The organism is Proteus sp. G4415, assembly GCF_963896075.1.
Taxonomy (GTDB): domain Bacteria; phylum Pseudomonadota; class Gammaproteobacteria; order Enterobacterales; family Enterobacteriaceae; genus Proteus; species Proteus mirabilis.
Genome location: NZ_CAWQOK010000076.1, coordinates 1 through 1,960, shown reverse-complemented (window position 1 = coordinate 1,960; position 1,960 = coordinate 1). Strand labels below are relative to the sequence as shown.

Sequence of the window (1,960 nt, the reverse complement as noted above, 5' to 3'; positions counted from 1 at the left end):
AAATCACCTTCCCCATAATTAGTATAAGGTGATTTTATTTAATATCCATTTAAACTTTACAGCTAATACAACGTGTAAAAGCTTTTTTTATTGAAGCACCTAAAACCTCGTCACTACAATTGGTTTTTAATGTAATAATTGCATTGTTAGGCATACTTTTACCAATCCAATGATCCAATCGTAAGTGATCATAAGGAATAATAGATATAATACCATCAGTCACATTCACATTACATAAGTTCATATTTTTGAATAGTGTCGTTTTATTTTTATAATTACATTCTTTAATTATTTTTTTTACCCATTCAGAATATAATCCTTCGTTATTACGCATTTCATGATATTCAGATGAATTAGCATCTAATATTTCGCTTTGGATTAATGCATTTCTTGTAAAGAAACCCAAATCTGCATTAAATGGATCTTTGGATAAAACCTTATAACCTTTTTCAAAATCAATCAAATAAATACCGCTTTTTGAAAGGGTTGTTATAATATAATAATCATTATTAAAATAGACACTTGCTCTTAAGTTATTTTTCTTTGATATAGACACTATTTACTCCTCAACGATTGTAATATTAACCTTAATATTTTTTGAAGATGCATTTTTAATAGATTTATTAATAGCATCCCATTGTTGTTTGGTTATTCTTGCAGGAACACCTAATTCTAGAGTTTTTGATTTAATATCACTTGGTAAAGTTTTATAACCTTTATTTCTGCTGGATATTTATCTATTTAATAATTTCCAAATAAAACCATCACCTAATCATTATCTTAGAAATAATATTAAAAAAATGGTTTTTTTATTTATTGATGCTTACATTAAAAATTAGCGACTAATTTATTTATTCTGAATACATATGAGTAAAATAATCGCTAATTTTATTATTATCAAGCAATCTATCTTTAGTAAAATCAAGACTATCAGAGACTACAATATATTTCCTTAACTCTTCTGGAATATCTGCTATTGTTGCATAAACGGTAGGAACAATAAAACGAAAATAATCACCCATTTTGGTTTTGCCTTCATATCCAATGGGATAATCCTCTCCTATTGATTGCCCCTCTAATGCTTCAAAATAAAACATTCCCATTTTAGTTGCTAACTCAGCATCACAGTTTTTTTTATTTTCTAATCTAAAGTTAAAGTTATTAATTATTTCTTGCTTATTTTTATATTTTTTATATACCCAGCTAGAATATAAATCTATAAGATACTCACCTTTTTTATTAACATTATTATTATACTTTTCAGAGTCGCCATCGATATATTCACATAAATCATTAAGTGATTCTTTTATATTATTTATTTCTAATATACATTTAGGTAACCATCCATATCCATTATTTAGCATCATTGAAATATATCCATTTTTATCCATAGCAACCCATGAATGATTTCTTCCCTGACCTGGATACCAATTTATATCAAGTAACAATCTCATATATACTCCCTAATACTATTCATCTAAAAAAACTTTAATACAATTTTTACATGTATCAACAAATGCTTCTTCTGGCATAGTAGATAAATCATATCCGTAAGCTTTTCTGGGGCGATATGCCTGAGAAATTCTGATATCTTGAGGTTTGACCCCTTTTCGAATCAGCTGATCTGCGGCTAATACTTCACCGCATCCTCCTACAATATTATCACAATGTACTGTTTTTGTTCCAACTTTAACATCACCTAATTTATTTTTTAGTAGAACCACAGTATCTTTATGAAGCATTTCTATTTTAATGTCAGAACCAACACTTCCTCTTACTATAATAGTTCCTGTTTTAATATCATATGCAGCTACCATTGTAGCTATATCTTTAGCTTTATTTTTTGAAGATATTTTATTAATTTCATCTATTACACGTTTATTTGCTGCTATAAATAACTTTTCTTGATCTACTATCGGTTTTATAGCAGTAATAGTTAGTTAACAAGTTATATTTATTT

Annotated in this window: 4 protein-coding genes; all 4 read right to left on the bottom strand. The window is 27.1% G+C overall.

What is annotated here, in order from left to right:
• Positions 1-49: 49 nt before the first annotated feature.
• The gene (locus AACU95_RS09765) at positions 50-556 is read right to left on the bottom strand and encodes a contact-dependent growth inhibition system immunity protein (protein WP_141192030.1); all 507 of its coding nucleotides are present in this window, start codon (positions 554-556) and stop codon (positions 50-52) included.
• Positions 557-559: 3 nt separating this feature from the next.
• On the bottom strand, positions 560-691 hold the full coding sequence (locus AACU95_RS17940; protein WP_368873847.1) for an endonuclease toxin domain-containing protein: 132 nt from the start codon (positions 689-691) through the stop codon (positions 560-562).
• 160 nt (positions 692-851) lie between these two features.
• Entirely contained in the window at positions 852-1,454 is a 603-nt protein-coding gene (locus AACU95_RS09760) for a hypothetical protein (RefSeq protein WP_036894467.1), read from the bottom strand.
• A 15-nt stretch (positions 1,455-1,469) separates the two neighbouring features.
• Positions 1,470-1,817, bottom strand: coding sequence for a hypothetical protein (locus AACU95_RS09755; protein ID WP_065429010.1), 348 nt, complete (start codon positions 1,815-1,817; stop codon positions 1,470-1,472).
• Between the last annotated feature and the right edge of the window lie 143 nt (positions 1,818-1,960).

Excerpts from the sequence above, each read along its gene's own strand:
- AACU95_RS09755 (WP_065429010.1), bottom strand. The coding sequence starts at position 1,817 with ATGGTAGCTGCATATGATATTAAAACAGGAACTATTATAGTAAGAGGA.
- AACU95_RS09760 (WP_036894467.1), bottom strand. The coding sequence starts at position 1,454 with ATGAGATTGTTACTTGATATAAATTGGTATCCAGGTCAGGGAAGAAAT.